The organism is Gordonia sp. 34D (genome assembly GCF_056682775.1).
Map to the genome: position 1 here is coordinate 3,005,541 of NZ_CM155293.1, position 23,937 is coordinate 3,029,477.

21 protein-coding genes are annotated in these 23,937 nt (G+C 63.1%); 12 read left to right on the forward strand and 9 right to left on the reverse strand.

Annotated elements, in window-relative coordinates:
* Window positions 1–24 precede the first annotated feature (24 nt).
* The 4 genes from AC1L34_RS13940 (at window position 25) to AC1L34_RS13955 (ending at window position 3,647) form a co-directional block, all read left to right on the forward strand.
* On the forward strand, window positions 25–621 hold the full coding sequence (locus tag AC1L34_RS13940) for a DUF937 domain-containing protein (protein WP_424294113.1): 597 nt from the start codon (window positions 25–27) through the stop codon (window positions 619–621).
* A 120-nt stretch (window positions 622–741) separates the two neighbouring features.
* Complete coding sequence (locus tag AC1L34_RS13945; protein WP_424322464.1) at window positions 742–2,514, forward strand: DUF2207 family protein; 1,773 nt, start codon at window positions 742–744, stop codon at window positions 2,512–2,514.
* Between the two features lie 128 nt (window positions 2,515–2,642).
* Window positions 2,643–3,206: a LemA family protein gene (locus AC1L34_RS13950; protein WP_424294115.1), complete on the forward strand. Its 564-nt coding sequence runs from the start codon at window positions 2,643–2,645 to the stop codon at window positions 3,204–3,206.
* 36 nt (window positions 3,207–3,242) lie between these two features.
* Window positions 3,243–3,647, forward strand: a complete 405-nt coding sequence (locus AC1L34_RS13955; protein WP_424294116.1) for a YccF domain-containing protein — start codon at window positions 3,243–3,245, stop codon at window positions 3,645–3,647.
* Between the two features lie 43 nt (window positions 3,648–3,690).
* Here the strand turns inward: AC1L34_RS13955 and AC1L34_RS13960 are convergent, their stop codons facing one another.
* The 5 genes from AC1L34_RS13960 to nagA form a co-directional block, all read right to left on the reverse strand.
* On the reverse strand, window positions 3,691–5,382 hold the full coding sequence (locus AC1L34_RS13960) for a SulP family inorganic anion transporter (protein ID WP_424294117.1): 1,692 nt from the start codon (window positions 5,380–5,382) through the stop codon (window positions 3,691–3,693).
* 48 nt (window positions 5,383–5,430) lie between these two features.
* Window positions 5,431–6,057, reverse strand: a complete 627-nt coding sequence (locus tag AC1L34_RS13965; protein WP_424294118.1) for an MBL fold metallo-hydrolase — start codon at window positions 6,055–6,057, stop codon at window positions 5,431–5,433.
* A complete protein-coding gene (locus AC1L34_RS13970) occupies window positions 6,054–7,142 on the reverse strand; it encodes an S-(hydroxymethyl)mycothiol dehydrogenase (protein ID WP_424294119.1) in 1,089 nt (362 codons plus the stop codon). The genes AC1L34_RS13965 and AC1L34_RS13970 overlap by 4 nt, the downstream gene beginning before the upstream one ends.
* A gap of 19 nt (window positions 7,143–7,161) precedes the next feature.
* Window positions 7,162–7,773 carry a Rho termination factor N-terminal domain-containing protein gene (locus AC1L34_RS13975; RefSeq protein ID WP_424294120.1) on the reverse strand — a complete coding sequence of 204 codons (612 nt, stop codon included), beginning with the start codon at window positions 7,771–7,773 and terminating at the stop codon, window positions 7,162–7,164.
* A gap of 125 nt (window positions 7,774–7,898) precedes the next feature.
* A complete protein-coding gene (nagA, locus tag AC1L34_RS13980) occupies window positions 7,899–9,083 on the reverse strand; it encodes an N-acetylglucosamine-6-phosphate deacetylase (RefSeq protein ID WP_424322462.1) in 1,185 nt (394 codons plus the stop codon).
* A 222-nt stretch (window positions 9,084–9,305) separates the two neighbouring features.
* Between nagA and AC1L34_RS13985 the strand changes: the two genes are divergently transcribed.
* The 3 genes from AC1L34_RS13985 (at window position 9,306) to AC1L34_RS13995 (ending at window position 12,281) form a co-directional block, all read left to right on the forward strand.
* Entirely contained in the window at window positions 9,306–10,901 is a 1,596-nt protein-coding gene (locus AC1L34_RS13985; protein WP_424295113.1) for a DUF6777 domain-containing protein, read from the forward strand.
* A gap of 220 nt (window positions 10,902–11,121) precedes the next feature.
* Complete coding sequence (locus AC1L34_RS13990) at window positions 11,122–11,691, forward strand: DUF2812 domain-containing protein (protein ID WP_424296873.1); 570 nt, start codon at window positions 11,122–11,124, stop codon at window positions 11,689–11,691.
* A gap of 74 nt (window positions 11,692–11,765) precedes the next feature.
* Window positions 11,766–12,281, forward strand: coding sequence for a TY-Chap domain-containing protein (locus AC1L34_RS13995; RefSeq protein WP_424296872.1), 516 nt, complete (start codon window positions 11,766–11,768; stop codon window positions 12,279–12,281).
* A gap of 17 nt (window positions 12,282–12,298) precedes the next feature.
* Here the strand turns inward: AC1L34_RS13995 and AC1L34_RS14000 are convergent, their stop codons facing one another.
* Window positions 12,299–16,054, reverse strand: coding sequence for an nSTAND1 domain-containing NTPase (locus AC1L34_RS14000; RefSeq protein ID WP_424322468.1), 3,756 nt, complete (start codon window positions 16,052–16,054; stop codon window positions 12,299–12,301).
* A 257-nt stretch (window positions 16,055–16,311) separates the two neighbouring features.
* Between AC1L34_RS14000 and AC1L34_RS14005 the strand changes: the two genes are divergently transcribed.
* Window positions 16,312–16,989 carry an MspA family porin gene (locus AC1L34_RS14005; protein WP_424296870.1) on the forward strand — a complete coding sequence of 226 codons (678 nt, stop codon included), beginning with the start codon at window positions 16,312–16,314 and terminating at the stop codon, window positions 16,987–16,989.
* A gap of 202 nt (window positions 16,990–17,191) precedes the next feature.
* Window positions 17,192–18,535: an NADP-specific glutamate dehydrogenase gene (gene gdhA, locus AC1L34_RS14010; protein ID WP_424294872.1), complete on the forward strand. Its 1,344-nt coding sequence runs from the start codon at window positions 17,192–17,194 to the stop codon at window positions 18,533–18,535.
* 144 nt (window positions 18,536–18,679) lie between these two features.
* Here gdhA and AC1L34_RS14015 read toward each other — a convergent pair whose 3' ends face one another.
* The 3 genes from AC1L34_RS14015 to AC1L34_RS14025 all read right to left on the reverse strand — a co-directional run bounded on the left by AC1L34_RS14015 (window position 18,680) and on the right by AC1L34_RS14025 (window position 21,057).
* Window positions 18,680–19,399: a hypothetical protein gene (locus tag AC1L34_RS14015; RefSeq protein ID WP_424294871.1), complete on the reverse strand. Its 720-nt coding sequence runs from the start codon at window positions 19,397–19,399 to the stop codon at window positions 18,680–18,682.
* An 88-nt stretch (window positions 19,400–19,487) separates the two neighbouring features.
* Entirely contained in the window at window positions 19,488–20,198 is a 711-nt protein-coding gene (locus AC1L34_RS14020) for a hypothetical protein (RefSeq protein ID WP_424325826.1), read from the reverse strand.
* A 43-nt stretch (window positions 20,199–20,241) separates the two neighbouring features.
* Window positions 20,242–21,057, reverse strand: coding sequence for an acyl-CoA thioesterase (locus AC1L34_RS14025; protein ID WP_424294867.1), 816 nt, complete (start codon window positions 21,055–21,057; stop codon window positions 20,242–20,244).
* A gap of 49 nt (window positions 21,058–21,106) precedes the next feature.
* Here AC1L34_RS14025 and AC1L34_RS14030 point away from each other — a divergent pair, with 49 nt between their 5' ends.
* The 3 genes from AC1L34_RS14030 (at window position 21,107) to AC1L34_RS14040 (ending at window position 23,869) form a co-directional block, all read left to right on the forward strand.
* Window positions 21,107–21,664: a TetR/AcrR family transcriptional regulator gene (locus AC1L34_RS14030; protein WP_424294865.1), complete on the forward strand. Its 558-nt coding sequence runs from the start codon at window positions 21,107–21,109 to the stop codon at window positions 21,662–21,664.
* 76 nt (window positions 21,665–21,740) lie between these two features.
* Complete coding sequence (locus AC1L34_RS14035) at window positions 21,741–22,319, forward strand: TetR/AcrR family transcriptional regulator (protein WP_424294863.1); 579 nt, start codon at window positions 21,741–21,743, stop codon at window positions 22,317–22,319.
* Window positions 22,316–23,869, forward strand: coding sequence for an MFS transporter (locus tag AC1L34_RS14040; RefSeq protein WP_424294861.1), 1,554 nt, complete (start codon window positions 22,316–22,318; stop codon window positions 23,867–23,869). Before AC1L34_RS14035 ends, AC1L34_RS14040 begins: the two co-directional genes overlap by 4 nt.
* The last annotated feature ends 68 nt before the right edge of the window (window positions 23,870–23,937 follow it).

The following is a 23,937-nucleotide window of genomic DNA, read 5'->3' on the forward strand; positions in this document are numbered from 1 at the left end:
ACTTCCAGCGGAAATGAGCACCACATGGCTGACCTGAACGACCTCATCGCCCGCCTGCCGATTGATGATCTCGCAGCGCAACTTGGGGCCAGCCCCGACGACGTGCGCGCTGCGGCCGCGCAGGCGGTGCCCACGTTGGTTGCTGGACTGTCAGCACAGAGTTCAGACGCCGGACTACTCGACAAACTTGCCAAGCACGACAACGATCTGGCGTCTGGAGATATCAAGCTCGGCGAGGTCGATCCCGATGACGGTTCCAAGATCGTCAACAACCTATTCGGCGACGAAATCGACAATGTTGCCGATGCCGTCGGCACCGCGGTTCCGGTCGCTGGTGTCAGTGGCGGCCTAGTCAAGAAGTTGCTCCCGCTGTTGGCACCGATCGTCATGAGCTTCGTCATGAAGCAGCTTGGCCAGGGCGGCGGTGCCGGGCAGGCAACCAATGCCGACGCCGGAGCGGGCGGCGGCCTCGGCGATCTGCTCGGTGGTCTCCTTGGCGGCGGTGGCGGCAGCCAGGGCGGCATTGACCTGGGTAGCGTGCTGGGTTCGGCGCTCGGCGGCGGCCAAGGCGGCGGCGGCCTCGGTAGCGTGCTGGGTTCGATCCTCAGCGGCGGGAAGTAGTCGCTTAAGCGCTTAGAACGCGGCTGCCGGCAGCAGACTCTCTCCCGAGTGCTGCCGGCAGTCGCGTTTCATCCCCTTCATATGACCGACGGCACCGCATTGACCGCATAGGCTCATCTCATGCAACGGATCCTGCTGACCTTGGTCGCTGCAGTCGTCACCGCAATCGGATTGTTTTGGCCAGCGATCGACTTCAACACGGGATCGGACAGCGCCAGCCTTGATCCGGTTGTCGTCACCGACTATTCGTCCGAGTACACCCTCGCGCGCGACGGTGGCCTCACCGCCACCGAAACCCTCACCACCGAGTTTCCGGCGGGCAGGCACGGGATCTTCCGTTTCTGGGATCAGGCCGACGGTGACACCAACAAATCCGGCGTGCGGTACCGTCCCGAAGGTATTCGAGTGACGATGGACGGCCAGTCCGTTCCCGTCCAGTTCCACTCGGAAGGCGCAGGCCAATTTGAGGTTGCCCAGATCGGCGACCCCGACCGGACAGTGACGCCGGGTTCACACAAGTATCAAATCTCGTACCGCGTGAGCGGGACCATCGCCGACGGTGACCCCGGCAAGTTCATTTGGCGCGTCGTCGCAAATGGCTGGAAGATGCAGATCCTTCAATCGACCAACACCATCCATTTCCCCGAGGCACCGACGTCGTTTGACTGCACCACCAACGATGGAACGCCCTGCACAATAACGGAGCCCGATGCCACCACGCGCGTAGTGACCACCGGCGTCCTCAAACCCGCCACCGGCGTAGCCGTGAAGGCCGATATGCCGTTCGCTGGCCCAGGCCGCGACGAACTTCCGTGGCCCATCAACCTAGACCGTGTCCTCGGCACCTCCGTCAAGACACCGATCATCTTCGGCCTACTCTCGCTCATCCCGCTGGCCCTCGGGTTTTTCTGGGTGCGCCGCAGCAACGAGTCCGCGCCCTTGATGCCCGTCATGTTTGAGCCGCCCGCCAACCCGATCGATACCTCGAAGCGCCTTGGTCCGGCCGAATGCTATTTCGTCAACTACGAGTCCGTCCCCAAGAAGGCGTTAACGGCGACCCTGTTTCATCTTGCCGAGCAAGGCCACGTGCGCCTCGACCGTACGGCCACCGATAGTTGGACTGTCACATCGCAGCTAACCCCGGCTCGCTACGCGACGCTGAGCGGCGTCGATACCGCCCTGATCAACTCTCTCGGGTTAGCAACCGGCGGTTCCACCTTCAGCGCCGACGGCTCCAAGAGCGCCGGACTCAAGCTCTCGACCGCGACCCGTGAAATCGAGGCCGCGACTCGCGGATGGGGTTCGAGCAGCGGATCGGTTCAACGCAGCGGATTTGAATCGCTCGGCAAAGCTCTCGTCGCGTTGGCACTGGCCCTTGCCGCAATCCTGTTCATCATGCAGATCCTGCCCGCGTCAATCATGGCGCTCCCGATCGCTGCGTTCGTCATCGGCGGTGCTGGCCTCTACGTGGCAGGTGTCGGCACCCGACGGACCAGGCTCGGTCGGGAAGTGTGGTCGCGCTCAGGCGGGTTCGAGCGTCTCCTGTCGACAACGTCGAACCAGGAACGACTCGACTTCTCGGCCCGCAAAGACCTGTTCACCAGCTACATTCCGTACGCCATGGCCTTCAACTGCGCCGACGCTTGGGCCGCCAAGTACCAGTATGCGACCGGCCAACCGCCACCCGACCCCGTGTGGTTCCCCGGCTTCTACGTGGCAACTCCGCACGGCTTCATGGGAACCAGCACCGGTCTCGACAGCTTCGAATCGAGTCTGTCGTCGTCGATCTCGGCCTACACCGCTTCGCAGGCTTCGTCGAGCAGTGGCGGCGGCGGCTTCGGTGGCGGCTTCAGCGGCGGAGGCGGCGGAGGCGGCGGAGGCGGTTCCTGGTGAAGCGAGTTCCTGGTAGATCGGGATTCCCGGCAATTGACCGGATTCCAGGAACTGGCTAACACAGCACACATCAAGTCCCACAACATGAAAAGCTTAATCCGAGGCCCCCTGAAGAAAGAGGCACACCCATGGTCATTGCCCTGATCATCATCGTCGTTCTAATCGTTCTCGCTGTACTTTTCGGAATGACCGGATTCAACAAACTCCGGAAAGCCGACATCACGGCGCAGGAAGCGCTCGGCGGTATCGACGTCCAACTGACGCGACGCGCCGACCTCATCCCCAACCTTGTGAACACCGTGAAGGGCTATGCATCTCACGAGTCGGGCGTCCTTGAAGCCGTGACCGCGGCCCGCGCACACATGCAGCAGGCTGCGCAGGGGTCCTCGGTGGCCGATAAAGCTGCCGCCGAAGCACAGATGAGCGGCGCACTCGGACGCCTGTTTGCCGTCGCCGAGAACTACCCGCAGTTGCAAGCAGCACCCAACTTCATGGCCTTGCAAACCGAACTCGCCGAGACCGAGAACAAACTGTCGTTCGCCCGCCAGTACTACAACGACGCGGTCTCGCGCCTCAATCAGTTGGTTCAGACGATCCCGTGGATGCTGTTCGCGGGCATGGCCAACGTCCGCGCCCGCGAGTTCTACCAGGCACCGGCCGGACAGGAACTACCTCCGCAGGTCCAGTTCTAATCGTCGCCGCACCACTGGAAGCGGCACAATAGGACTATGAAAACGATCCTGAACATCATCTGGCTTGTGCTCAGCGGATTGTGGATGGCCATCGGCTATGTGGTGGCTGGCATCATCTGCTGCATTTTGATCATCACCATCCCGTTCGGGATCGCGTCGTTCCGGATGGCCAACTATGCCCTGTGGCCATTTGGACGCACCGTGGTTCGCAAGCCGGAGTCGGGTGCCATGTCGACAATCGGCAACGTGATCTGGATTATCGTCGCCGGAATCTGGCTCGCGATTGGGCATCTGACGACCGGAATTGCCATGTGCCTCACGATCATTGGCATCCCGCTCGGCATTGCCAGCTTCAAGATGATTCCCATCTCGCTGATGCCGCTGGGAGCCCAAATTGTGTCAACCGACAATCCCCAGCAGGTATACCAGGGCAGCTACTAACCCCGGCAGTCGTCGGGGTTCGCGGTCGTAGTTAGTTAGCCGGCTATGACTCTGGGGCGTCGAGTTTCCGGAACGCCCGGACCGCTGCGCCAACTCCCGGGTACACGCTGTCCGGGGCCAGATCTGCCATGATTTGCGCGGTCTCAAGGGACTCCCGCAGTTCTGGCGTTACCCCTGCGAGAATAAAGCGGGCGTTCACCGAATGCACGTAACCGATGAGGTCGCTGAGCGCTGTGGCCGCCGAATAGTCGACGTCGGAGATCGCCGAACAATCAAGTACGAGCCACCGCACGGGGTCGGGTGCCCCCTTAATCAACGCGGTCACCGAGTCGGTGAAGCGACCGACGTTCGCATAAAACAGGTCGGCGTCATACCGAAAGACAATGAGTCCGGGCAGGCTTTGATGCCCGGGACGGGCACTCTCATAGCGGCGCTCTCCGTCCGCGCTGACCCCGACGACGAATCGTTCCGGCCGGTACTGCCGGTGAATGATCTGGACCAGTGATGCAACCATCGCCACGACAATGCCGGTCAGGACGCCAAACCCGATGACGGTAACGGTAGTGAGGACGGCGATCGCGAATTCGACGCGGCGGATCTTCCAGATCCGCGCGAAGCCCGACCAGTTGATCAGTTCGGCACCGACTACGAACACGATGGCAGCCAGAACAGCCTCCGGGAGATTGCCGAGCGGGCCCGCCGCAAAAATGACCACCGCAAGCGCCACCGCAGCCATGGCAAGATTTGCCACCTGCGTCCGCCCCCGCTGCTGATCGAGGATCGCCGTCTTGGTGGGACTACCGTTAACCACAAACGACCCGCTCAACGCTGCGGAGACGTTGGCGGCAGCCAAGCCGAGGATGTCTCGGTTCACATCAACCGGGTCGCCGTGTCGCTGAGCGAAACTCCGGGCGGTCGCCGCGCTTTGCGCCAGAATCACCAGCAGGCAACCGAACGAGATCGTCAAGATCGTCGGAATATTCGCGATGACGCTGTCGAGTGGCGGGAACCGAACCGACGGCACGCCCGCATCAACGTTCCCGATCGTCGGCACCGAGTCGCCGAGGCCAAACACCATCACAGCGACGATTGAACCGATGACGACCAGGATCGGCATCGGTAGTGACGGCCGAAACCGTCGCACCAACACCAAACCAACCAACGTTGCCGCAGCGAAGGCCACCGACTGCCAGCGCGCTTGGTCAAGATTGGCAATGACGGCCATCCACTTGCCAATGACACCGTCAGCTGGCTGTTTCGGTTCGCCTAGCATTCCGGGAATCTGTTCGGTGACAACGAGGACCCCGACGCCCGCTAGAAACCCGACCAGCACCGACGTCGACAGAAAATCACCGAGAAAACCGAGGCGGAGTGTCCAAGCGATCAGCAGCATCACGCCCGTGACCGCCGCAATCAGGCCCGCCCACGCCAACCATTCGCCGCTGCCGGGTAATACGCCAGCCATGCCCAACCCGGCGATTCCCGATGCGAGCAGCGCCGCTGTTGCCGAGTCGGCTCCGACAACCAGCAGCCGCGACGCGCCCACAAGTGCAAACACGATTGCCGGCACGATCAACGAATACAGGCCCGCACCGAGCGGGACCTGGGCGATCGACGCGTAGCCCATCGCCTCCGGGATTGCGACGGCCGCCAGGGACAGGCCCGCGAGGATGTCCGGCCGCAACCAACCGCGCTGATATCCGCGCAGTGCGGGCGGCAGTCCTCGCGTACCCATCACCGTGGCGGCCCCTCGATCACTGGATTAGCGTCATTGCCGAATTGGTCAGTGGCCTCGACGAATCCACTCGTCGAGGTCTCCTGCCTCGGCCCCGATGGTCGTTTCATCTCCGTGGCCCGTGCACACGCGGGTTGCCGGGTCCAGCACGAGGATGCGGTCGCGGATGGAGGCGATGATGTCGTCGAAACTCGAGAACGACCGTCCCGTCGCGCCCGGCCCGCCCTGGAACAGGGTGTCGCCGCTGAACAGCACGCGCTCCGACGGTGCCCACACTACGCACGACCCCGGCGAGTGGCCTGGCGTGTTGATGATCTCGAGAGTTTCTCCGCCGACGGCGATCTGCTGACCGTCGGTCAGCTCACCGTGAGGTGCGCCGGGAAAGGTTTGCTCCCAAAGCATTTCGTCGGCAGCATGCAGCAGCACTGGCGCGCCGGTGGCTTCGGCAAGTTCGGGTGCAACACCGATGTGATCGTTATGGGCATGCGTCAGAACAATAGCGACCACCTTGCGGTCGCCGACGGCCTCCAGGATCGGGGCCGCACTGTGCGCGGCATCGATGATGACGGCCTCAGCTTCATCGCCGATGACCCAAACATTGTTGTCGACATCCCAGGTTCCGCCGTCAAGCGAGAACGTTCCGGAAGTGACGACGCGCTTGATGTCGAGACTCACAGCTCCACCACCGAACGCAACACATTGCCCTGCTCCATAGCGTGGAAAGCGGCGTCGATGCCGTCGATGCCGATCCGCTCGGTAACAAACTTGTCGAGGGGAAGGCGTCCCTGCAGGAACAGATCGATCAGCATCGGGAAATCCCGTTCGGGCAGGCAGTCTCCGTACCAAGACGACTTGAGTGCGCCGCCGTGGCTGAAGAAGTCGACGAGCGGCATCTCCAACCGCATCTCGGGTGTCGGAACACCCACCAGCACCACGGTGCCTGCAAGGTCACGCGCGTAAAAGGCGGTCTCGTAGGTTTCCGGACGTCCGACGGCGTCGATCACCACATCGGCGCCGAAACCACCGGTGAGCTCCTTGACGGCCTCCGCGACATTCTCGACCGTCGACGCGTCGACGGTGTGCGTTGCGCCAAGGTCTTTGGCCCACTCCAGCTTTCGCGCATCGCGGTCGACGGCAACGATTGTGGTGGCACCGGCCAGGCGAGCGCCGGCAATCGCGGCATCGCCGACACCGCCGCAACCGATGACAGCTACGGAGTCGCCCCGGCCCACTTCACCGGTGTTCATGGCCGCGCCAAGGCCCGCCATGACGCCGCAGCCGAGCAGGCAAGCCACGGCCGGGTCGGCGGCGTCGTCGAACTTGGTGCACTGGCCCTCGTGAACGAGGGTCTTCTCGGCGAAAGCGCCGATTCCCAATGCCGGACTCAGTTCGGTGCCGTCAACCAAGGTCATCGGCTTGCTTGCGTTAAAGGTGTCGAAGCACAACCATGGGCGCCCGCGTTTGCATGCCCGACATTCCCCACACACGGCACGCCAGTTGAGGATGACGGGATCGCCGACCTCAACGTGCGTGACAGCTTCACCGATGGATTCGACGATGCCTGCCGCCTCATGACCGAGCAGGAATGGGTACTCATCGTTGATACCGCCGGTGGCATACGCGAGGTCGGTATGGCACACGCCGCAGGTATTGATTTTCACCACCACGTCGTTGGGCCCGGGGTCGGGAATCACAATGTCGACTAGTTCGGTCGGCGCGTTCTTGACTCGGGAGATAACTCCCTTAACGACGGTGGACAACGATTCTCCTCTTCGACGGTTAGCCGAGCGCAGTGAGTAGTTCGGCCTTCTTCATCGTCGAGTATCCCTTGATTCCCGCGTCCTTGGCCTCGGCTCGCAATTCTGCGACGGTCTTCGACGCGCGCGACGACTTCGGTGCGGCAGGCTTGGCAGCGGCAGGCTTGGGTGCAGCAGGCTTGGGTGCAGCAGCGGCAGGCTTAGGTGCAGCGGCAGGCTTGGCAGCAGCGGGCTTGGCGGCAGCGGGCTTGGCGGCAACAGGCTTGGCAGCAGCGGGCTTGGCAGCAGCGGGCTTGGCAGCAGCAGGTTTCGCAGCAGCAGGCTTGGCAGCAGCAGGCTTGGCAGCAGCAGGCTTGGCAGCCGCGGGTTTCGCAGCAGCAGGCTTGGCAGCGGGTTTCGCGGCAGCAGGCTTGGCAGCAGCGGGCTTAGGTGCGGCTGCGGCAGGCTTGGCGGGGGCTGGCTTCGGTTCCGGCTTGGGTGCCGGTGCGAGTTCCGGCGCGTCGTCCTTCTTCGGGACGAGGCCTGCGGTCAGGGGGTAGCGGGTCAGCATGGCGTCGCGCATCGCAACAACCTCGGCGGAAAGCCGTCGGACTTCCTTTTCCAGGCGCTTGATCAGACTCTTTTTCCCACTCATCGCGGTATACCTCCAAAAGTTTCTGGTCGGTGTCGGTGTGCCCGACCGGCTCAATTGTGACCTTACTGTGTCAAATTCGGACGAAGCGACTCGCGGTTATCGCTTTTACCCTGAGTTTGCGCCCGCTATTCGCCTGCGAGAACATGATTGACACGCAGATCCTGATCCAGAATCACCACGTGCGCGCGACGTCCGACCGTTAGCGCACCCACATCGGCGCGACCCAGAACTCGGGCCGGGTTTCCAGAAGTCATTGCGGCACAAGCGATTAGCACTTCATCGCTGGCGTTCGGGGCACCGTCGGACAGCCCATGCGCACTGCGAGCGAATAGTCCGCCCATGGTGGCTGTGCTGCCCGCTATCGCTCCGGTCGCGCTTATCCTGGCAATTCCGTTCGCGACGGTTACGTCGAGGGAACCCAATTGGTATGCGCCATCGGGCTTCCCGGCAGCCACCATCGCGTCGGTAACGAGGGCTACCCGATCAAAGCCGACCGCCCGTTGTACATCGCGCACCAGCGCCGGGTGCAGGTGGACCCCGTCGCCAATCAATTCGACCACCACGCGAGGGTCTTCCATCAGTGCCAGCACTGGACCGGGTTCGCGATGCCCCAGCGGCGGCATGGTGTTGAAGAGGTGGGTTGCCACGCGCGCGCCACGGCGAAGCGCCTCGCGTGCTTGGTCGTAGGTGGAATTGGTATGCCCAACCGCGACGACGACTCCCGCATCAACAAATTGGTCAATCGCATCGAAAGCACCGGGTAGTTCCGGTGCCAGCGTCACCATGGCTATGGTTCCGTCGGCAACTTCAAGGAGGTCCGCGATTTCCTTACGGTCGGGGTTCCGCAAGACCTCGGGATCGTGTGCACCGCAACGAGACTCGCTAATCCACGGGCCTTCCAGATGGATGCCCGCACTGACGCCAGCGTGCACCAGGTCGCGAAGTCGTTCGACTGTGGCGCGCAACTGGTCCGGTCCGGCACTGACCGTGCTGGTGATAGTGGTGGTGGTTCCGTGTTCGCGATGAAAGGCAGCCGCAGCGCGCACTTCGGCGGCATCGCCGTCGGTGTACGACGACCCTCCGCCGCCATGGACGTGCATGTCAACGAAGCCAGGGGCGGCAATTCCGTCTGGATAGTTGAGATCCGGCTTCCTCGGGGGTTCACCAGCGCCGATTCCGCTGATCACGCCGCCGAGTTCCGCGAGCCACCCCGGGCGGTGCACCGTGTCGCCAGCAATGACGGCTTCCGCGGCGATAATCCGGGTTTCACCCGTGGCGCTAGTGCCCTCAGCTGTCACATTTTGAATCACCTGGCTCGCCCTCCCCGGTCCGGCCTCACGATTGTGAGTCTACGTCCGGTGCCCGGCACCGTCCCGGCACTAGTGACAGCCGATTAGATGATTCCGTTCCTCCGAACGCCTTAAACCACTCTTGGCCTGTGACGTTTGAACGGCGGTCCTCGATTGTTACAACAGGGGCGACGAACAAACCAAACTCACGATCGGATACGTCGCAAACTTTGAGGAGAGACGATGACCTATCCACCTCCGGGCGGTCCGATGTATCCAGGCTTCGGCGGTCCAGCACAGCCAAATCCCGCTGCGGCGGCGGCAGCACGCCGCAGCAAGAGGCGGTTGACGCTCATCCTGTCCGCGATCGTTGCGGTGCTCGCGCTCATCGTCGGGCTCGGCGCATTGAAGCTGTACAGCGACAAGACCGGCAAGGACCTCTTCCCCACACTGACTCTGCGGTCGGCTGACGACGCTGGCCCCGACCCATTTACCCCGTCGGTTGCCTTGACCAACCGGACCGTACCCATGCAGAACCAGGTGCCCACAGCATCGGAGTTGGGCGTTCGCCTGGTGAACGGGACTGCGCCGGGCCTGTACGCCAATACCGGCGAGGCCATCTGCGACACCGCCAAACTCGGCAACGACCTCGCTGCCAACCCGGCAGCGGGACGGGCCTGGGCCAGCGTTTTCGGTATCAACGCCAGTGACATCCCCTGGTACTTGAACACCCTGACGCCCGTCGTCCTCACCGCAGACACGTGGGTCACCAACTACGCCTTCCGCAGTGGCACCGCATCCCCCTTCCAGTCGGTGCTGCAAGCCGGAACCCCCGTTTATGTTGACGCGGCGGGCGTTCCCCGCGCGGTGTGCGCCTGCGGCAACCCTCTGCGCCCGCCATCAGCTGCCCCAGTCGGTGGATACCGAGTGACGGGGCATCCATGGAACACCTACAACACCCAGAACGTCACCCGGATCACCACGAATAACCGGTACGTGACGAACGTGAACAACACGACCACGATCATCAACAATCCGGCGCCAGCCCCCGCTCCCAACGCCCCGCTGCAACTGATCAACATTGTCACCGGCGTGCTGGACTCGGTGTCGGTCGGCGGCACCTTGGAGCTACCGCCGCCACCCCCTGAGGTCGAGTTGCCCGATCCGTTCGCCAGCAACGCGGCACCGACGTTTGCCGACGCTGCCGATGCCGAGCGCCAGGGCCTCGAGCCCGGTACGGATCAGCCAGCACCGGCGATGGTCGAGCGCAATGCCGCCAACAACGGTGTCCCGCCGATCGTGCTACCAGGTATTTCCGGCCAACCGGAGTCAACCGTCTCCAGCGACGCCAATGCCCCAGTTCCGGGAGCACCGGGAGCACCGGACGCGTCGGAAACCTCGGGTGTGCCCAACGTGCCAGCACCTTCCTCCGAAGGTGTGACACCCGGTGTGGCACCGCCGACCACCTCCGTTCCACTCGTCCCGGAGCCTTCGGTGACCACCCCGAGCGCCGCGCCACCGACAACGACGACGGCCCCTGCCACCACCGAATCGACACCAACGGCAACGCCGACGTCCTTCAGTGGATCAGGCGACACGATCGGCTCGTTGACGTTCACTTCGGGCGGCGCGTCGGTCACGTGCACGATCCCGTCGACGATCGACTCATCAACGGTGTCGGCAACCTGTTCCGATGGCACGAGCCGCGAGTTCTCCGCATCGTCCCTGCAGTCGTCTGCGGTCAGTTCCGCTACCGATTCTGATCAGGTGTGGACGGTGAGCACGGCCTCCGGCGAGTCACTCACTGTCACTTCTGCTAGCTGGCAGAGCACCAGCTAGCCGAAAGATCTTAAGGGCCCGTACGCAATTGCGTACGGGCCCTTAATATGTCTTAGCGGCAAAGAGAGACGCATCGTGATACCTGTCTCAAATTGCTTGACGGGTGTTCCGCGCGCGCGGAACAGTGGAGTTACAACTCGGCCCGCAGCTATCGAACAGAACCCTGCTATCGAACAGAACACATCGGGCCGACACACGATGCTCAACCCAGGAGGTTCCCGTGAGTGTTTCGTGGTTCGCAGCACTGCGTCATCCGGCACCGGCCGATCTCGAACTTTGGCTCGAGAACAAGGCAGCCAGCGGTCAGATCCTGACCGGCTACGACCGTCTCAGCCCCGTACGGATGACGTTTGTCGATTCCGCCCCGGCCCAAGTCCGATACGCCGTGGAGCGCCGAGCAGTTCCCGCTCCCGTCGACTACTTCCGGTTCCGCGAGCAAGAAGGCTGGGAACACGTCGGGAATGCCCTCGATTTCCACCTGTGGCGACGCACCTACACCGGTGACCGACCCGCCGGATTCATCGGTGAGCGACTCGACGAACGCGCGTCGCGTTTCGGTCAGATTCTCGCGATCACTGCGGCAATTGCCGCCATCGCCACGGTGATTCTCGGCGTAATTGCTGGCACCGATACGTTCGCCTCAATCTCGGTGAACTTCTGGGCCCCGGCCATCGTCTCCGGAATCATCTTCCTGATCACGGCCTGCGGCGCCATCTCGATGGCCATCTCTACCCGAAAAGCCGCGAGCGAAGTCCGCACACCGGATGCCCGCACCAAAGCTCGGGTCTAACCGCTCCGCCCGGAGTCCACAAAACTGTCGGTAGACGCTGTTACCGTGGGGCCAACCTTTGCAGGGAGGTCACCATGGTCAGCGGTCCCGAATTCAAAGACAGTTCCGCCTTTAAAGACGGCGACAACACCTTCTTTGAGACTGCGTTCGACGCAGCGATTGACAGGGCGTGGCTTACCTTTCGGTGTGAACTCGCCGACCAACTCGACCGGATGCGGGCCCGCGACCCCATCAAGGTGTATTCGCTCTGGACCGAAATGTTTGGTCCGCAGCCCGATGTCAGGTTTACGCTGACCGGCAATAACCGGCTGCGTCTCACGATCGAAGAACGCAGCCTGTACCCGTATCAGCCCGAAATCGACGCCCGCATCGAACTCCTCGAGGCGCAGGAATGGCGGTCACTGCGCGACGAAACTTGTATTCGCGAGTTCAACAGCCGCAGCGTCGACGCCGCCGCGATGGCCGCACAGTTTGCCTTCCGAGAGGTGTGGGGAATTCCCGATCCCACCTATCTGGTCTCCGAAGAGTGCGAACTATTGCACACCTTTGTCGCGCCATACGCCGCACTCCGGGAACCCAAGATGAGATAGCGGGATCCGACTGGCGCTCAGCAGCCGTCGTTCGCGTCAACCCGCCCCAGGTAGCGGTCGCGTTCATCTGGCGACAGCGGCCCGGTGGTCGCACATATCCACTCGCGGGCAGCTCCGCTATCGGTGGTCTGCAAGTAGACGACACCGGTGCCGTCACCGGCTGTCGGGTATTGGGGCCCCGGCCCGGCATCGGCTGGCAGCACCCATCGCGACACGTTCCGCAGACCGCCAAGTACCGGAGAAATCACGGCACCTTCACCGAGGGCTCCGTCCGAGCCGATGGCGAAGTCCGTAATTTCCCTCGTCTCGGTCCCCACGAGCAAATGCTTCCCGGCCCTGCCAATGGCAACCGCATGCACGTCGAGCACCCGGCTCACCTGGTCGGCCTCCGTCCCAGCGACATTCCACACCGCGAGGTCGCGGGCGGCCACAACCAGGAAGCGACCATCACTGGCGAAGACGACGGCGGTGACCTGCTCCCCCATCGGCACCACCAGCGGTGCGCCATCTGACTGATTGAGGCGGTAGACGTAAGCATTGCCATCGTCGGCCCCGACGGCCAACTGCTTCCCGTCTACCGAGTACGCCACGCTCCGGATCAAGTCTTCCGGGCCTGCGAGGGGTTCCCCCACGGCGCGGGGAGCTGCCGGATCGGTGACATCCCACCGCTGGATCCGACGATCATCGGCACCCGTAGCCAATTGCCGGGTACCAGGGGCAAACGCAATCGCATTGGTAAAGCGGGTATGAACCCGGAGTTCGCCAACCCGCCGCGGGTGGTCCACGTCAACAATGTCCCAAAGTTCGACAAGTTCGCCGTTGTTGTTGGCTGTCGCCACAAGCGAACCATCCGTGGTGACGGCGACCCGCGGCCGATTATTCGCCTTGCTCTGGATACCAATGCTCGAGCGCTTCCGCCATTTACCGTCGGTGTTCGCCCACACATTGAGGCGGGCATCCTCGCCGACGGTCACCAACCGATTGCGCTCGGCATCGAGGTCGACCCCACTGATCAGCGAACCGCGGTCGATGAGCATATCCGGCGGCAAGGTCCACAAATCAATCGTTCCGTCAGTACGCCCGACTACCAACTCTTGACCGTCGGGGCTAAACGAAGCGCTGAGCATACCGACCGCACCCGGGGCGGCCGATCGCTGCAATTCCCACAGCGGCAACGGATTCTCCGGCGACACCGTATTCCAGACTCGCACCACCCCGTCGGTTCCAGCGCGAGCCAGCAGCGGCTGCGTCGAATTGGCACTCATCGACCATGAGCCGCCAGCGACGCCCGGCAGATCTTCGTCGTTGGGTCGTGGCTGATCGGGGTTCGCCACATTCCACAGTTGGGCGTTGGCGCTGTCACCGGTCACCGCCAGCACTGCGTCACCGGGCAAGAACGCCAGCGCATGGGTGATGCTCGGGAAACCGTCCAGCGGCACACCCACCGGCGTGGGAGTGTCGGAGTCCGCGTCCTTCCACAGTCGGACGGTTTGGTCTTCGCCGCCGGACGCAAGAATCGAGCCCGTCGAATTGAACGCCACCGTCCGCACCGACGCGGTGTGCCCGCGCAACACGGCGGTCTGCTCCGGAGGTCGATCCCCATCGACCCGATAGACGCGAACCGTGCCGTCGTCGGCCGACGTCACCAGATGCTTGCCACTCGGCGAGAAGCGCGTCAAATACAGCACTCCCGCATTGGGCCGGAGGATTCCCGTTTGCTTCGGCCTTGCCGGATCAGCGATGTTCCACACCCGCACCGTGCCGTCGCCGCTGGCAGCAGCCAGCAGCTTCGCTGAATTGTCGAAAGTCACCGAAGTAACGAAATCGCCAAACCCCGCCAGCGTCGCAACCTCCTTGAATCCCGCCTGAGTCGATCCGTTTACCGCCGATCCACGCTGAAACAGTCGGACCGTACGGTCGTTGCTCGCCGACGCGAGGAGGTTTCCGTCGCCGGAGAACACCACGTCGTACACCGGACCGGAATGTCCCTGCAGGGAACGCGCCAACGGTGATGTCGACGCGGCGAGGAGTCCGCTTCGCGCCTCGCCATCGTTCGGGTAGGTCTGATCTGCGACGGCCAACAGTCGTGCCGCCAATGACGGATCGGTGCCGACCAGCCCGTCGATGCTCGACATCACCGCCGCGTGCTCTGCTTCATTGCGTTGATTGGCCACATCGGCCGTCTGGTTGATCGCGACAAGCGCCGCGATCACCGAGACCAGCGCCAGTACCACTACCAGGGCGACCGCACCCAAGCGCAGGCGGCGAGCAGCCACTCGTTTCTGGTCGGCAGCCGCAAGAAACTCGGTGGCACCCGTCGAGAGCAGCACCTGTCGGTGCTCGCCGAGTTCGGCGCGATTCTCCAACGACGTACCCAAGCGTGCCCCGCTGTACAGGTAGTCGTCGCGTCGGCCATTCTCGGCCCAGGCTTTGGCATCATCGGAAACCTGCTGCCGCCACTGAATCAGGTCTGCATCCTCGGCAATCCATCCGGCCATCCGAGGCCACGCCGACAACACTGCGTCGTGAATGAAGGTCACCGCATCGGCGCTCACGGTGATCAGTCGAGCATCAGAGAAGGCGTCAATAATGCCTCCGGCCGAAGCCGAGAAGCGAGAACGTAGTTCGGCTGGCGACACCGCATGACGCATCGGCGTTCGGTTTGGCCCGAATTGCATCAGCGCCAGCAGCACCGCCCGCGCCTCGTCGGAATCTGCCGGGTCGAGCGCCGCCCACGTCTCCTCGGCGGTCTCAGCCAGCGCGGAGGTAATGCCCCCGGTCTCGCGGTAAGCGCTAATCGTGAGGCGGTTACCTTTGCGCTGCGACCACATCACCTGCAGTGCGTGGGCTAGGAGCGGCAGTCGCCCGGCGCGGTCGCCGACCGAGGTCGCCCGGTGCAGGTCGTCCAAAATTAGGTCGACGAGGCCGTCGTCGATTTTGCCCGCCGCCAACCGAACCGGTTCGGTGATGACTCGACGAAGCTCGTCGTCCGACATTTCTGAGACGATTATCGACCGGTCCTGCCATGCCTTGGCAAGCATTGGCACCTCGACTGTCTGCCCAAAGAAGTCGGCGCGGATACCGAGAACTACGACGCTCCCGGCATCAGAATGTGCGGCCACCGCGTCGAAAATTGCTTGCTGGTCGGTCTCGGCCAGGCCAAAGACCTCTTCAAATTGGTCGACGACAACGAGTGGACTGCCTGCCGGGGCTTCGTCTCCGATCAGCACGTCGCTTCCCACGCGCAGCGCCACCGGGGCGTTCCACGGAGTCTGCGCCCGGGCGAGTCCGGCACCGAGCAATGACGACTTTCCGGCACCCGAAACACCCGTCACAATGACGACACGGTTCTCCGCACTTTCTCGTGCCCGGAACAGCACGTCGGTGAGTTCGGCGATGGTTGCGTCGCGACCGAAATAGCGGTCGCGGTCGCTCGCTCGCATCGATGCGAGGCCAGGAAACGGGTCGTCCAGTTCGGCTTTGCCGCGGCTCTCATGATGCAGTCGCCACAGCCGTTCCCAGTCGCGGACGCTGACCAAACCGGTGGCACCCGCATCGACGGCACGTTGATTGAGCCACAGGATGAGCGGAAGGACGTCGTTGAAATCGCGCGGAATATGTCGCCCGTTGCGCCAGTCGCTGATGCGCTGCGGTGTCGGCGCATCGGCCCGCCGCGACCGTGCCAAGGCCTCCGACGCAACACGCAGCGTCGGCTTGCCGGCCTGGCGGAACAACCTCGCGAGCGCCGGACCGAACTCGCTTTCCGGCGGCATGGCGGTCACCGCGCTAAGGCTATCGGACCCAGTCGGTTTTAGCCCTTGCACGCTCCCGCGGCGGGGCTTCCGGCGACAGAATCGAATGAATCGGACCCAGATTCTCCGGACCGGATAAATTCTTTGATCCTTCTACCTGCATAGATGATCGAATTTGCGGAGTCCCTTTTCGATTCGACGCCGCCGCGTCCATAGCGTGGTTGCTGCTGGCCAATCAGGCAAGCACTCCTTCCAAATCGTCGGGATAACTGATCACCATGACCAAGCGTCTGAAAGCCCTCACTGCCGTCGCGACCGCCTTCGTTGCCACCGCAGCCCTCCTCCCTTCAACCGCATCGGCCGCTACCTACACCACGCGCGAGGGTGTCACCACGGTGCTCAGCACCAATCAGGTATCGGTACAAAAACTGCCGCCACTCGACAGTTCGCCCATGACCGCTGAAGCGCTTTTGTCATCAGACGTCCACACGGCGCTTACCGGGATCACTGGCAAGAAGGTCAGCGCCACCCTCGAACTCGGCTATCAAATCGGATACCCGGTCTCGCTCGCTCCCGGTGGCGTCAACATCAAAACCAAGACTCCGGATCTGACCCTGTCAGGTGGGGTCAATGCCAAGTTCGCTCCCGAAGGCACCGTTTCCGGGACCGGCGGCGGGCTCACCCTCGGCGAGGTCGGAACCGAACTCGGCGCGTCGTCGAACATCATCCCGTCCACCGAACTCGAATTCACCGTTGACGCAGGAAAGATCACGACCGTCACGCTCGCCAAGATTGCCCTCACCAAGCCGGTCGCCGACATCGTCTTGTCGGGTGTTGAGCTCAATGTCAGCAATGCGGTCGGCCCGGTCTCCGTCCGTCCCTTTGCCAAGATTTCGGTGACCACTGAAACCGGCGTGTATGTCTACTACGCTCACAGCCGCACCAGCCGAATCTAATTTCACTGCCCGGTAGCGGGCCTGATGCGCGTGCATCAGGCCCGCTACACCGGTGTTTAAACGCACAAATGGGCAATCCAGTTTCATAAGCCAGAGGGCGCGCCGATAGAGTAACTACGGAATTGGCCCAGTGGACCGAAATCTTTTTTGCGGTGCGCGCAGAGCCCAGCTCGTGCGGCGCACCAGTTGGGAGAACACCAGAATGACCGCATGGGACAGCGACCTGCAGGGTTGCTATGACACGGTTATCAACCGCAACCCCGGTGAGCCGGAGTTCCACCAGGCAGTTCAGGAAGTCTTCGAGTCCCTGAGCCCGGTGATGGCGCGCCACCCGGAGTACCAGGACGTGCTCACCCGCATGTGCGAGCCGGAACGTCAGATCATCTTCCGCGTGCCGTGGACCGACGACGCTGGCCGTGTACAGATCAACCGCGGTTTCCGTGTCGAGTTCAACTCGGCCCTCGGCCCCTACAAAGGCGGCCTGCGCTTCCACCCGTCGGTGAACCTGTCGATCGTCAAGTTCCTCGGCTTCGAGCAGATCTTCAAGAACGCCCTCACCGGCCTGCCCATCGGCGGCGGCAAGGGTGGCTCGGACTTCGACCCCAAGGGTCGCTCCGACCGCGAAGTGATGCGCTTCTGCCAGTCGTTCATGACCGAGCTGTACCGCCACATCGGTGAGTACACCGACGTACCCGCCGGTGACATCGGCGTCGGCGGCCGCGAAATTGGCTACCTGTTCGGCCAGTACAAGCGCATCACCAACCGCTACGAGTCGGGGGTCCTCACGGGCAAGGGCCTGTCGTGGGGTGGCTCGCAGGTGCGTCCCGAGGCCACCGGCTACGGTGCCGTGTTCTTCGTCGACGAGATGCTGAAGGCTACCGGCGACAGCTTCGACGGCAAGAAGGTCCTCGTCTCGGGTTCGGGCAACGTCGCCACCTACGCGATTGAGAAGATCCACCAGCTCGGCGGCACGGTTATCGCCTGCTCGGATTCGTCGGGTTACATCGTCGACGAAGAGGGCATCGACCTGGAGATCCTCAAAGAGGTCAAGCAGGTCCGCCGCGCACGTTTGGGCGAGTACGTCGCGCTCCGCAACAATGGCACCCGCCTGGTCACCGAGGGCACGTTGTGGCAGGTCCCTGCCGACATCGCGCTCCCCTGCGCCACGCAGAACGAACTCGACGAGGACGACGCCGCAGCGCTGGTCCGCAATGGCTGCAAGATCGTCGCCGAGGGTGCCAACATGCCGACCACTCCGGAGGCCATCAAGGTCCTTCAGGCTGCGAACGTGGGCTTCGCGCCCGGCAAGGCCGCCAACGCCGGCGGTGTCGCCACCTCCGCACTGGAAATGCAGCAGAACGCGTCGCGCGACTCGTGGAGCTTCGACTACGCCGAAGAGCGCCTGAGCTCCATCATGCGCACGCTGCACCACAACTGCCTGACCACCGCCGACAAGTACGACGCCCCCGGCAACTACATCGTGGGTGCCAACGTCGCAGGCTTCGTCAAGGTTGCCGACGCGATGAACGCCCTGGGCGTCATCTAGTCCTCACACCAACAACAACATCCGCTCATTCCCTCCGGGGAGTGAGCGGATGTTTTGTATTGCGGTCTTCTGGAACTACGTTGTGGGCTTGCTACAGCGGTGGCGAGGAGCTCTGCTGCAGCTTCTGAACGGCCCAGCCCGCCATCACGAATTGTGTTCTTTGACCTTGGCAATCGCCTTGGGGAATGTCGCGTTGAAAGCCTTCAGGTCGGGGGAAGCGCCGTCGCCCATGGCGTTCGATTGCAGGCTCACCAAGTAGCCGTCGACCACCGCGAATCCAAGAAGCGCACTCGAGTTAACGGTGGTGCCGTTGAGTTTCATCACCGACTCCTGCTTGACGACGATCGCATCCTTCACCTTGAGGTTCGACGAGTCGATAACCTTCGACGTCACCGTGCCCTTGGCACCGATCGCCTGACCCTCGGTGATCTCAACCTTCTGCTTGGCGCACTTCCCGGTGACTGCCGCGCGGAAGTCGGCGATGGTGCGGTCGGAGACAATGACCGTCTGTGCGAGTGCCGAAACACCCTTCATCGCAACGACGAAGCCCATCTCGTCCGTGTTGATCTTGGCCGGGACTGCGCTGAGTTGCATGCACTTTGGGGTCACCTTCGCCGAACGCGTCGCACTCAACATCGAGTCGGAGACCTTCTGGATCTGATCTTTCGGGACTGGCAGCACCTGGTATCCGGCAGGCAGTTCCGCCTGCGTCAAAACCAGGCCCGCTGCCTTCGCTGCGTCGGAGGACGGAGCCGACGACGCTTGGGACGAGTCAGCATTGTCATCCGACGAGCAACCCGCCACCACCAAAACCGCCGCGATAGAGGCGGCCACAGCCACGACGACCTTCTTGGTCAACGCCATTGTCAATTTATCCCTTCAGAACTGCCCACTTTGTGCACAACCAGACAATCCTGACTGATGCGGCAGCAGCAGTACATATCTTGCGCAATTACGGGCGCGCGGCTTTAGCGATCGCGTTTGCAAAGACTTCGTTGAATAGCTGGCGGTCGAGGTCACCCGAGTTAGTCAGCGACGACATTTGGACAGTAATCGCGTAGCCCTTCACGACGGCGCGGCCCACCAGCAGTTTCTCGGACGCTGCCTTGCTACCGCGAACGGTGCGACTAGCGCTTTCAACTACGAGCACTTGCTCGGCGGCTCCCTGCGCCACGTTGAGCACCGTGTTGTCGATGGTGATGACCGCATCCTTGATCGGGCCGGAACTTACCGCGACCTTGACGGTGCTGCACGCGCCGGTGACCCTCGCCTTTGCTGCGGCCAGATCGACTCCACCGGGCACGATCGCCGCAACTTCAACAGCTTCACTGACCGAAACCGCATCGTTGCGAGCAGCCATAAGGCCGTCCGCTTTGGGGTTTATGGAGTCGGGCATCGATCCGATGCCCGCACAGTTCGCCGGCGTCACCGTCGTCTTCTTGGTGGCATCGTGCAGTTGGTCGGCCAACTGCCGGAGCGTGTCTTTATCGAGCTTGACCGTCTTCAGGTTGCCGGGCAAATCATCCTGCGAGAGAACAACATTCGTCGGATGCAGGGCATCAGCCGGCGCTGCTGTATCGCTCCCAGAACATCCCGCCCCCAGCACAGCGACCGTAGCTGCCGCCAGAACCACACCCGAGATGCGCGTTGCCCTGCCAGTCATCGTCTCTCCCTCTGCCTTTAGTTCCCGCTCATGCAAGACCCGTCTAGCTTGGGTCCTTGAAGTACACCAGCTGGTGGGTGGTGGCAAGAAGCGTGTTGCCCGACCAGATCTCGCCTGATTGATCGTAGTGGCCGTGCCCAAACCGACCTGCACGCGCCGTCGCCAAGACGTGCTTGGACCCCTGAGCTTCCAGTTCTTCGCGGGTGGCATGGAAGTACGTGGTGAGCGAAATGGTGCCCGCTGGCATGTAGGCACCGTGGCGCAAGAAGATCCGAGGGTAGAAGACGTCGCTCATCGCCATCAGGGCCGGGTAGTCGATTGGCCGCTCAGGGTGATCGCGGAGCCACAGGGTCGACGTCGAATCATCACTCTTATCCACGACACCCTCCACGAGGGCACCCGTAACGAAGCGTTTGTCGTAGTTCTTGGCCCACGCGATGAAGTCACCGAAGCTGCTCGGCTCCACCTGATCGACGGGCGGTGCCTGCGGCGGCGAGAGTTCCGTGTCGGCCCATGTGTCGCGGACGGCACCGAACACGGCGGTGCCGGTCGAGACAATCTGTTCGGCCTGCCGGATGGTAAAGATCCAGTGCTGGTTGGTGCGGTTGGTGCGCGCGGACTGCAGTTCCAGATCCCACTCGCCCTCGGCGATCGGCGCGGCAAAGTTGATGGTCATCGACAGCGGGTCGCCGAGAACATCAGGATGCTGAGTGATCGCCTTGACCACTGCCGCCGCAGTGATGCCGCCGTAGGGTCCGACCATGTTGTTGTAGGCCGGGTGGGTCGTGGCGCGGACGACCCGATTGCGTTCCGTGCCGACGGTCGTGAGGGTGATTGCCTCGTCAAAAGCGTGAGTCATGCCGCGACGTTAGCAGAACGGTCGTTCTACTTGCGAGTAGAGTGTGGGCATGGACACCCCTCCCGTCCGGGAACGACTACTCAACTCGGCCACCATCTTGCTGCGGAGCAAGGGGGCCGACGGCTTCGGGATCACCGAGCTCATGGCGCACAGTGGCGTCGCGCGCCGGTCGATGTACTTGCACTTCCCCGACGGGAAGGCTCAGTTGCTGGCAGAGGCGACCGTCGCCGCCGGTCAGTTCGCATCCGGCCGCCTGGCAGCCGCACTCGCCACCCAGCCCGCGGTCGACGGCTTCTGCGAGGTAATCAATCAATGGAAGCGGGTCCTGACACGGACCAATTACGAGTTCGGGTGCCCATTGGTTTCGGCGTCCATCGCCTCCGCCGAGTACCCGGATGCGGCCGCACACGCCGCGGCAGCGTTTACCGCCATGGCCGACCAACTCGCCACCGCACTCGAACGCGGCGGAATGCCCGCAGACACGGCCCAACGCACCGGCAACGTGCTGGTCTCCTCGATGGAAGGGGCCATCATTACCGCCCGCGCGACACGGTCGCTGGAACCCCTCGACGCCCTCGCCGAGCACACGCGCCAGATGTGGGGCTGATCGCAGTTCCGACAATCAACGGCAGCCCTCGTGTACAAATGTACATGTACGTTTGTACAGAAATGGGGGAGGTGCCGTGTCCAAGCGAGACCCGGAAGCACGTCGGACCGCCATCATTACGGCGGCAGCCGACCTCGTCGTCGAACTGGGCCCCGAACGCCTGACGCATCGACGCGTCGCCGAACGCGCTGGCGTACCGCTCGGTTCCACCACCCAGTACTTCAAGTCCATTGACGAGTTACGCACCCGCGCCCTTGAGCGACTAGCCGCCGAGATCGACGACGACCTGGAAGCCGTGCGCGAAAGCCTCGCCACGTCAAACGGGTCCATCGATGCCCTCGTCGACGATCTGCACGACTACCTGCGCAATCACCGGAACCTCGCCGCCGATGTCTCTCTGATGTCGGCCGCCGCGTTCGACGCCGACCTGCGCGAACTTTCGCTGCGCTGGCAAAACAACCTGATCGACATCCTTACCGCATACGTCGGACCAACCAATGCACATGCCTTGGCGATCCTCGCCGACGGCGTCACCATCCACGCCGTCCAGCACGACGCCCCGCTACCCAAAGCGACGCTGCGCGCGATCGTCGCGCCCTTCATGGGCGCCGACAGCAAACCACCCACCCCGAATGAAATGGGACCCACCAGATGAGTGCCGACGTCACCACGCGCCGCGCCTGGATTGCTACGACGGTCCTGAGTGCCAGCCTCCTCGTCATCGTCATGGACATGACGATTCTCAACATCGCGCTGCCCGCGATGTCGAACGACCTCCATCCCACCGCCAACGAGTTGCTGTGGATCGTCGACGTTTACTCGCTGGTCCTGGCTGGCCTTCTGGTGCCCGCAGCATCGCTGGCCGACCGGTGGGGACGCAAACGCATGCTGATGGCCGGTTACGCGATCTTCGGCGCGGCATCCCTGCTGATCTTGGTCAGCGAATCACCCACCGCCGTCATCGGTATCCGCGCGCTCCTCGGTATCGGCGGCGCATTCATCATGCCGGCCACGCTGTCGATGATCCGCACGCTATTCTCCGATCCCCGCGAACGAGCCCGCGCACTCGCCGTATGGGCGTCGGTCGCCGGGTTGGGCGCCGCCATCGGCCCCCTAATCGGCGGCTTCCTCGTCGAACACTTCTCGTGGCAGTCAGCCTTCCTGGTAAATGTGCCTCTCATGGCGCTCGCCGTGATTGCTGGCGCCTTCCTGCTGCCCGAGTCGAAGTCCGACGACCCCGGCGTCTGGGATTGGTTCGGCATCGCGCTGTCGTTCTCCGGCATGGTCGCCCTGATGTGGTCGGTTAAGCACTTCGGCGCAGAGTCGAGCCTGCTGTTGCCCGAGGGTTGGGCGGCGTTCGTCGGCGGCCTCACGCTGCTGTACCTGTTCTTCCGCCGCAGCGTCCGCCAGGAACGACCGATGCTCGACTTTGGCCTGTTTGGCAGTCGCGTCTTCACCGGCGGCATCGTCGCCGCTCTCGGTTCCATGTTTGCCATGGGTGCCGCGCTGCTCCTGCTGGCTCAGTGGCTCCAGGCAGTGGAAGGAAGTTCCCCACTTCAAGCCGGAGTCGAGTTGATCCCGCTCGCCGCCGCGGCGGCGATCGCCTCGCTGGCTGCCCCGTGGGTTGCTGATCGTATTGGTCCCCGCCTTGTCATCGCTGGCGGCATCGCGGCCGCAGGCATCGGGATGATCCTCGTGTACGCGACCCCTGGAGAGCTTCACTATGCGACGATCCTCGCACCCCTGTGCCTCGTCGGAATTGGCATGGGTGCCCTGGCAATCGGTTCGGCACTAATCATGAGTGGCAGTCCGGAGAACCGCGCAGGCAATGCCGCTGCGATGGAGGAGACGTCGTACGAATTGGGCAATGTCATCGGCGTCGCCCTGCTCGGCAGCATCGCCGCCGTCCTGTACCGCGGACGACTCAACGGCTCCGACCAGCTCGCCGCCCTTCCGTCCGACTTGCAAGACGCCGTGCGCGAATCGATCGGTTCGGCCGCGGGCGTAGCCGAGGAATTGCAGCTACCGCAGTTGGGTAAGGAAGCGGGCGTTGCCTTTACCGAGTCGATGCAGCTCACCAGCCTCACCGGCGGTCTCATCATGCTCGGCGTCGCCGCCGCGGTCTACTTCACGATTCCGCAAGGTACCCGGCTCGACGCCAAGGTCGATGACCCGGTGGAGGCCGCACGCGATCTGTCACGGTAGGTGCCGCGAGCTCGCGGTGGGACGAGATCGGCGAACTCACCGGCCGCACGTCGGAGCGAAGTGGCATG

What these genes read in the sequence shown, in the direction of transcription:
- AC1L34_RS13940 (WP_424294113.1), top strand. Translation starts at nt 25, where the DNA reads ATGGCTGACCTGAACGACCTCATCGCCCGCCTGCCGATTGATGATCTC.
- AC1L34_RS13945 (WP_424322464.1), top strand. Translation starts at nt 742, where the DNA reads ATGCAACGGATCCTGCTGACCTTGGTCGCTGCAGTCGTCACCGCAATC.
- AC1L34_RS13950 (WP_424294115.1), top strand. Translation starts at nt 2,643, where the DNA reads ATGGTCATTGCCCTGATCATCATCGTCGTTCTAATCGTTCTCGCTGTA.
- AC1L34_RS13955 (WP_424294116.1), top strand. Translation starts at nt 3,243, where the DNA reads ATGAAAACGATCCTGAACATCATCTGGCTTGTGCTCAGCGGATTGTGG.
- AC1L34_RS13960 (WP_424294117.1), bottom strand. Translation starts at nt 5,382, where the DNA reads ATGGGTACGCGAGGACTGCCGCCCGCACTGCGCGGATATCAGCGCGGT.
- AC1L34_RS13975 (WP_424294120.1), bottom strand. Translation starts at nt 7,773, where the DNA reads ATGAGTGGGAAAAAGAGTCTGATCAAGCGCCTGGAAAAGGAAGTCCGA.
- AC1L34_RS13985 (WP_424295113.1), top strand. Translation starts at nt 9,306, where the DNA reads ATGACCTATCCACCTCCGGGCGGTCCGATGTATCCAGGCTTCGGCGGT.
- AC1L34_RS13995 (WP_424296872.1), top strand. Translation starts at nt 11,766, where the DNA reads ATGGTCAGCGGTCCCGAATTCAAAGACAGTTCCGCCTTTAAAGACGGC.
- AC1L34_RS14000 (WP_424322468.1), bottom strand. Translation starts at nt 16,054, where the DNA reads ATGCCGCCGGAAAGCGAGTTCGGTCCGGCGCTCGCGAGGTTGTTCCGC.
- AC1L34_RS14005 (WP_424296870.1), top strand. Translation starts at nt 16,312, where the DNA reads ATGACCAAGCGTCTGAAAGCCCTCACTGCCGTCGCGACCGCCTTCGTT.
- gdhA (WP_424294872.1), top strand. Translation starts at nt 17,192, where the DNA reads ATGACCGCATGGGACAGCGACCTGCAGGGTTGCTATGACACGGTTATC.
- AC1L34_RS14015 (WP_424294871.1), bottom strand. Translation starts at nt 19,399, where the DNA reads ATGGCGTTGACCAAGAAGGTCGTCGTGGCTGTGGCCGCCTCTATCGCG.
- AC1L34_RS14020 (WP_424325826.1), bottom strand. Translation starts at nt 20,198, where the DNA reads ATGACTGGCAGGGCAACGCGCATCTCGGGTGTGGTTCTGGCGGCAGCT.
- AC1L34_RS14025 (WP_424294867.1), bottom strand. Translation starts at nt 21,057, where the DNA reads ATGACTCACGCTTTTGACGAGGCAATCACCCTCACGACCGTCGGCACG.
- AC1L34_RS14030 (WP_424294865.1), top strand. Translation starts at nt 21,107, where the DNA reads ATGGACACCCCTCCCGTCCGGGAACGACTACTCAACTCGGCCACCATC.
- AC1L34_RS14040 (WP_424294861.1), top strand. Translation starts at nt 22,316, where the DNA reads ATGAGTGCCGACGTCACCACGCGCCGCGCCTGGATTGCTACGACGGTC.